This is a genomic window from Sulfurovum sp. bin170, assembly GCF_010892395.1.
Classification (GTDB): domain Bacteria; phylum Campylobacterota; class Campylobacteria; order Campylobacterales; family Sulfurovaceae; genus UBA1140.
Map to the genome: position 1 here is coordinate 1 of NZ_JAACKB010000385.1, position 6,887 is coordinate 6,887.

Genomic DNA, 6,887 nt, shown 5'->3' on the forward strand with positions numbered 1-6,887 from the left:
ACTATTGTTTCTATCTTGATTTAAATCAATTTTTTCATCAGTTAAAAAGCTTAAAATGATAAGTTCTTATAAATATTATTATTTATCTAAGATGTTTTAATTAAAAAGGAGAAGTAATGGAAGATTCAGCTGGTGTCTTAGCCCTGTTGAAAATCGTATATACCATATATGTTTTTGCAGTGATAGCACTTATTGTCTGGTTTGCTAAAGGGGTAACTAACCCTGAGGGTAAACCTAGAATTGTCAAACCTGCTACATTTTATATGTATGTTGGGGCATTGATTTTTGTGGGGGTAAGTATTCATATCTTTACATTTAACAAAATTCCGTGGGTAGAGACGGACTTTAAACGACATACGATAGAGAAGAGTGCTGATTTCGATGCGTCAAAACAGAGATTTGATATTGTTGCAGTACAGAATAAAGAGACTGGTGAGCAGAAGTTTATTTTACCTGCTGATAGACTCAATGCAGATGGTATGATGGAGATAGAGTGTAATCAGTACATTGTATTTGATGTTGTCTCAAATGACTTGACTTATGGATTTGGTATATTTAGACAAGATGGTTCTATGGTAACTCAGATGCAAGTAGGTCCAGGAAGTAGAAATGACCTTATGTGGCAGTTCCCTAAAAATGGAACTTATCATATTCGCTCTACAGAGTACTCTGGTCCAAAAGGTGGAAGATACATGACACAGAAAAATGTTATTGTAGTAAAAGGTTGTGACAGAGATGATTCACGATCTATGATAGGAGGTAAGTAGTTATGGGTTTTATAAATACTTTAATAAACGGAAATGAGGGTGGATTAAAATCTGAGGGTTTAACACCGATGCAGAAAATCACACTTCGAGCAGTTGTTCTTGGTGTACTTTTTTATGGTCTAGCTGTCATAGAGGGTCAACTTATGAGAGTTCAAGGTGTTGTGCCTAATTTATTCTCTGAAGATCACTACTTCTCAATTATGACGGTTCACCCTATTATTGGTATCTTTGGTTCTACCTATCTGATAGTCTTTGGGGCGTTTACATTCTTGGTTCCTTATCTGATGAAGAAACCACTCTACAGTATGAAACTTGCTAACTTTACATGGATAGCAATTGGTGCTGGTGCGATTATGTCATGGCTTGGTGGTGCGATTTATCATTATGCTCCACTCTATACACTCTACTGGCCGTTGCCTGTTGACTTTACTCAGTTTAACCCTATTGGTGGACTTGTATTTGTTGGTGGTATTGCTATTATTATGGTGGGTACTTTAGGATTTATCTACAATATCTTTGCAACCGTATTCTATACAGAAGATGGACATGAGAAGAGACCTATGAAGCCACTTATTCTATCAGCACTTGGTATTGATGGTATGTTGAACATCTGGTACAAGATTACTGGTCGAGAGCCTTACGCAAAAGAACCAGCAGTATCACTGCCTGTTGTTGCTATCTTCCGTGGTACGATTGATACACTGCTTGATGCTTTGGTTATCCTTACTTGTGGTGTTTTGATTATCGTCTATATCGTTGGTGATATGACAGGTATGCCTTTTGACTATACATCGGTGAATGCACTTCTTTACAAAAACTTCTTCTGGTGGGGACTTGACCTTATCGCTGATGGACTTGTTCTGATTTATGTTGCGGGTACTTGGTATCTATTGGCTATGCTTATCACTGGTAAGAAACTCTTTATGCAGAACATCGCTAGAGCAGCACTTCTACTAGAGCTTGTTGTATCTTGGATGGTTTGGTCTCACCACCTTCTTGCTGACCAAGGTCAACCAAACATGATGAAGCTACTCTCTGGAGAGATGGTAACGGCATTTGAGTTGGTAACGCAAGGTATCGCTGTATTTATTACGCTTGTGACACTCTGGAGTGCTAAACCACTCAAGATGACCAATGAGCTTAAGTTCCTACTTGCTGGTATTATGGGCTTTATGATTGCCATTCCAGCGGCTATATTACAAGCAGATATGGGTCTCAATAGAATCCTTCACAATACACAGTGGATTATCTTTACGCATGTTCACGCAGCGATTTTGATTGGTCTTACGATGACACTCTACTCTGCTATCTATATCTTGTGGCCAATCTTGACTAATGGTGCAAAACTATATAGTCAAAAACTGGCAAACTTCCACTTCTGGGCACACCTTATTGGTGCATTGGGAATGAGTTGTTTCATGGGTCTAGCTGCTATGGATGGTGCGTTACGAAGAGTGCTTTATGTTGATGGTGAATTCAACACCTATATGATACTAGGTGCACTTTGTGGAATGCTTATACTTATCTCATGGTTAGCGTTCTTAATCAATGTGGTTATGACGATTGGTATAAAAGGTCTTATCGGTATCTATACACCTGCAAAATCTGATACAAAAGATTTGGTACCTGCTGCGTAGAAACAGTTTGTAAAACTCTTTGGAATCGGAGACTTCAGTCCCGAATATCGCGAGGCTGAAGCCATCGGTTCCTTATATGCAATCTGCATTTTCGGAATCGGCGTGTTTACACCCGAACTTTTTGTATAATCCCACAAAATTGGTGTGATTATACAAGGAGTTAAAAGAACATGATAAATATCAAAAAAGTTGCCCATCAGATTAAATTTGATGGTATGTATAACACCATATACATAGAAGTTCAAGATGAGCTAAATAATCAAAATCCAACAGTTGGTGAGATAGAAGAGCTGTTATACAATAATGATGAGTACTATATTTGGGAGTATAAAAACCTCAATAGATATGGAGAGTTATCCTCTGTTCATGCGAAAAAGCTTGAACCAAAAGAGGATGATAAACCAGAGATTAAGTCGTTTAAAGAGAGTCTCAATGAGAATATTCAAAAGCTAAAAAATTTAGAGAACTTTGAAGTGGACTCAAAAAACTCTGCTTATTCTATCTGGATAGGGAGTGTTGGTGTGATGGTTATCTTTATGGCACATAATATAGTTGCTCTTTTTTCTGACCTCTATAACACACACGGGACACTGGTCTATATCTCTTTTGCGATTATCTCAGGATTTACCTACTGGGGTTACAGAAAAATGAAGCAAAATCATGAGAATCAGCATTTAAAATATACAGACCTACATCAAAAGACAAGAGCGATGATAAAAGAGGGTTTTGAGAAGGGTTATATCACCCACGATGAGCTGTTTGAAGCGTTTGAAGCTTCTGAAGATGAGTTTTTCAGAGATACCACCAAACATGATTAATATTAAAAAAGTAGCCAACGATATCTATAGCGACGGTAAATACGATGCGATGCTCGATAGCGTCAAAAAAGCATTAAATAGTGAAAATCCATCACTTGAAGCCATTGAGAAGCTGGTTATAGAGGATAGCTACTATGTCAAAGAGTACAAAGATTTAAATCGTTGGGGTGAACTCACCTCGGTGCATATCAAAGAGTTGGAGATAAAGCCCAGTGATAGCAAAGAGGCAAAGAAGCTCAAAGAGAAGATAAATAAAGAGATTGATTATCTAATCTTAGGAGAGGAGTATGAGATTCCGTCTAAAAAAACCATCTATATCACATGGACTGGTTTTATCGCACTTCCTACTATCTATGTGATTGATAATGTGGTTCGTATGTTTACCACACTCTATATCACCCATGAGAATCATATCTATTTCTCGTTTTTGATTGTTTTGATACTCTCTGTTTGGGGATATCTAATGGTGAGTAGAAATCATAAACGACAACATACTAGATACATCAAGACACAAAAAAAGATGAGAGAGCTTGTAAAAACAGGGCTAGAGAAAAACTATTTTAGTTTTGACGAAGTATACAAAGATTAAAGCAATAGCTAAAAATGCGACCAGTCGCATGAGCCAACTGCTGAAGTTTTCCGTGCGAAAGCACACTGATTTGGGCTTTGCTCAAATTATGTTCCTAAATAAATATAAAAAGGAGAATTGATGAAAGGTGCTATAGTATATCTTTTAGTAATTGTAGGTTTTATCTATTTCTTGATTCAACATGGCGAAGATGAGAGCAGTAGAAAGAGTGAGAGAGATGCAATTACAGCGTGTCAAAAAGAGGTAATCTTCTTTAAAATGGTACACAACAGAGCATTGGTAAAAAAAGCTCAAATGCTACTCTACGATGAGAACTACGAGATAGTCTCAACCATAACCAAAGCTGAACATATGAAGAGTAGAATAGAGACCTATCTCTCAAAAGAGAATGTAGATAAGGTCGTACAGCGTGTGATTAAAAACAGTTCAAAAGCTGATGGAATCACTATAGATTCAGAAAAGGTAACGATTAAATATCTGATTGTTGAAAATGATAAACATCACCCTATCAAACGAAATGGCAAAGTGGACTTTTTTATAGGGTATCTGGATTTCAAATTTCTACTTGGTGAGGAGTTGGTGTATGAGTCGCAAATTGATTATATTGGTAAAACAGGTGAAGATATTCCACGCAGAATTGAGTGTGTGGTGAACTCATTTATTGCACTGGAGGCGTTTAGTCCTAAAAAGAAGAGATAGATATTTCTTTTTTATTCAATAATTAAAGAATTATCACCCCTGTTTAACTAGATATTTCTCTATTTTTACTATAATTAGGAAATATCTAAGGAGAAAAGATGAACTTTGTTGAACGAAAAAGCGAATTAGAGATACTAGAGAGTGCCTATCAGAAACCATCTTCCTCTTTTGTCGCTGTTTATGGTAGAAGACGCATTGGCAAAACCGAACTGGTCAATAACTTTTTTCAAAGCAAATCCTGTTTTCTTTTTTCACTAACAGGAGCTTACAATGCCACTTTAGAAGCTCATCTTGATAACTTTACCGATAAGTTCTGTTCAGCTTTTGGTTGCAGTTTTGATGAAGTCGATTTTAAAAGTTGGAGTGATGCCTTTAGAGCCTTACGAGATGCTATAGCCGAAATAGAGACTCAAAAAGATTGTAAAATTGGTATCTTTATAGATGAACTCCCTTGGTTAGCCCAGATGAAAGATAACGGTTTCAAGAGTGCTTTATCTCTCTTTTGGAATGATTTTGCCTCTAAGCTAGATGATATTATGTTGGTGGTTTGTGGCTCTGCAACCAGTTGGATTATTGAACATATTATTGAAGATAGAGGTTCTTTAGCCAATCGTGTGACGGCGATTATCCATCTGCAAAGTTTCACACTCAAAGAGACCAAATCATTTCTCTTGGCACATGGTTATAAAAATATTTCCCAAAAAGATTTGGTAGAGTACTATATGGTTTTTGGTGGGGTGGCTCACTATCTTTCTCTGATTAATCCACGAAAAAGTTTTATTCAAAATATTCAGACCATCTTCTTTTCACAAAATGGAGTTCTAAGAACCGAATATAGTCGACTCTTTAGAAGTCTTTTTAATAATTTTCATAGACATGAACTAATCATCAAAACATTGGTCAAAAGTTGGAGTGGTCTTAGTTTTGCTGAACTCAAAAAGATAAAAAAGCTCTCCTCTAGCTCAACGCTACACTCTGCTTTGGATGAGTTGGAGGCTTCAGGGTTTATTGTCAAACATTTTAGGTATGGTCAGAAAAAAAGAGATACACTATATCGTGTTAAAGACCCATTTCTCTTCTTTTTTACCAAGTGGGTAGAGACCACCTCTTCGGTTGAAATTTTTCAAAATAGAAACTACTTTTTGAGTCTCTATCAGACACAAAAATATAAAATATGGTCTGGTTACGCTTTTGAAAACATCTGTCACAATCACATCTTGGAGTTAAAAGAGGCGTTAGGAGTTGGAGCCGTGCTTACCACTAGTCATTATTGGAGATATGTCCCTCAAAGCAAAGATGAACAGGGTGTGCAGATTGACCTATTGCTTGTGAGGGCTGATGGGGTGGCGAATATCATCGAGTGTAAATATAATAATAGTGAATTTGTTATAGATAAAAAATATGCACAAAATTTGGAAAATAAGGTATCTGTTTTTAATGAAGTGACCAAGTATGCACATACTACTACAGTGGCGATGTTTACGCTTAATGGGGTGAAACGGAATGAGTATTCTGATTATCTTGTGAGTGATTCAGTTTTGGTTGAGGGGATTGTTTAATAATTTTTACTTTTAAATAAAAAAACTCTCAAAAATAGGCAGTTTTTGTAACTACCTACTTTCTTAAAAAACTCCCTGCTTCGTTACAATCACCCTGGGTCTTCAATGTTATATTCAAGTTTATAGATAACATTTTGATTCGTTTCCTTTTTAAGAAAAGCTCTCATATAATCTGACGCACCTCCACCCCAGATTTCAATAGAGTTGGTTGTTTTATCATATTTACTTCCCTCAAATCTATCCCAATCAGTTAGCTTTTTTCGTAATTCAAATTCCATTTCGTATGTTGAAGCCATTTTTTTATCTTTACAAACTACTTTATCAGCCCATCCTTTGCCGTCGGTTGTAACTTTGATTTTAAAAGGAAAATCGATACTTTTTGAAGCCAAATTAGCAACTGTTCCCTTTGTATTTCCATCACATCTATCATCTGATTTAAAAATAAAAACGATATGCTCACTCATTAAAGAGGTAATTTCATCTCCATTTTTTAAGCTATCTACCAATTTTGATGCTACTTCCTCTGGAGTAAGCAGTGCTTTTTTCTCCTCTTGAACTATAGGATTATCAGCATTCTCTACGGGATTACTACACCCACCAAGAAGAATTAATGCACTAAGTAAGAGGAGAGTTCTCTCTATTTTCTTTCGTTTCATCTTATTCCTTTATATTGAAGATTACTTGATATTATATATCTATTCTCTTGAAAAACAGATATGGTTTAAAAATTAATATTTTAAATTTTAATCTTTCTAATCATTATCAAAAAACTTCAAGAAAACCCCGTTCTCTAAGACGGGGATGAATTGAAAATTTAA

7 protein-coding genes are annotated in these 6,887 nt (G+C 36.0%); 6 read left to right on the forward strand and 1 reads right to left on the reverse strand.

Annotated features, from left to right (window positions below):
* The first annotated feature begins 116 nt into the window (after positions 1-116).
* The 6 genes from GSY74_RS09110 to GSY74_RS09135 all read left to right on the forward strand — a co-directional run bounded on the left by GSY74_RS09110 (position 117) and on the right by GSY74_RS09135 (position 6,069).
* Positions 117-767, forward strand: coding sequence for a cytochrome C oxidase subunit II (locus GSY74_RS09110; protein WP_164664791.1), 651 nt, complete (start codon positions 117-119; stop codon positions 765-767).
* Positions 768-769: 2 nt separating this feature from the next.
* Positions 770-2,404 (forward strand): cbb3-type cytochrome c oxidase subunit I, encoded by a 1,635-nt coding sequence (locus tag GSY74_RS09115; protein ID WP_164664792.1) that lies wholly within the window; start codon positions 770-772, stop codon positions 2,402-2,404.
* 170 nt (positions 2,405-2,574) lie between these two features.
* A complete protein-coding gene (locus GSY74_RS09120) occupies positions 2,575-3,222 on the forward strand; it encodes a hypothetical protein (protein ID WP_164664793.1) in 648 nt (215 codons plus the stop codon).
* A complete protein-coding gene (locus GSY74_RS09125) occupies positions 3,155-3,811 on the forward strand; it encodes a hypothetical protein (RefSeq protein ID WP_164664794.1) in 657 nt (218 codons plus the stop codon). Before GSY74_RS09120 ends, GSY74_RS09125 begins: the two co-directional genes overlap by 68 nt.
* Before the next feature lie 120 nt (positions 3,812-3,931).
* The gene (locus tag GSY74_RS09130) at positions 3,932-4,510 is read left to right on the forward strand and encodes a hypothetical protein (RefSeq protein WP_164664795.1); all 579 of its coding nucleotides are present in this window, start codon (positions 3,932-3,934) and stop codon (positions 4,508-4,510) included.
* A gap of 98 nt (positions 4,511-4,608) precedes the next feature.
* Complete coding sequence (locus tag GSY74_RS09135) at positions 4,609-6,069, forward strand: ATP-binding protein (RefSeq protein ID WP_164664796.1); 1,461 nt, start codon at positions 4,609-4,611, stop codon at positions 6,067-6,069.
* Between the two features lie 89 nt (positions 6,070-6,158).
* On the opposite strand, the gene GSY74_RS09140 is transcribed toward GSY74_RS09135, so the two are convergent.
* Positions 6,159-6,725, reverse strand: coding sequence for a hypothetical protein (locus GSY74_RS09140; RefSeq protein WP_164664797.1), 567 nt, complete (start codon positions 6,723-6,725; stop codon positions 6,159-6,161).
* Positions 6,726-6,887: the final 162 nt, after the last annotated feature.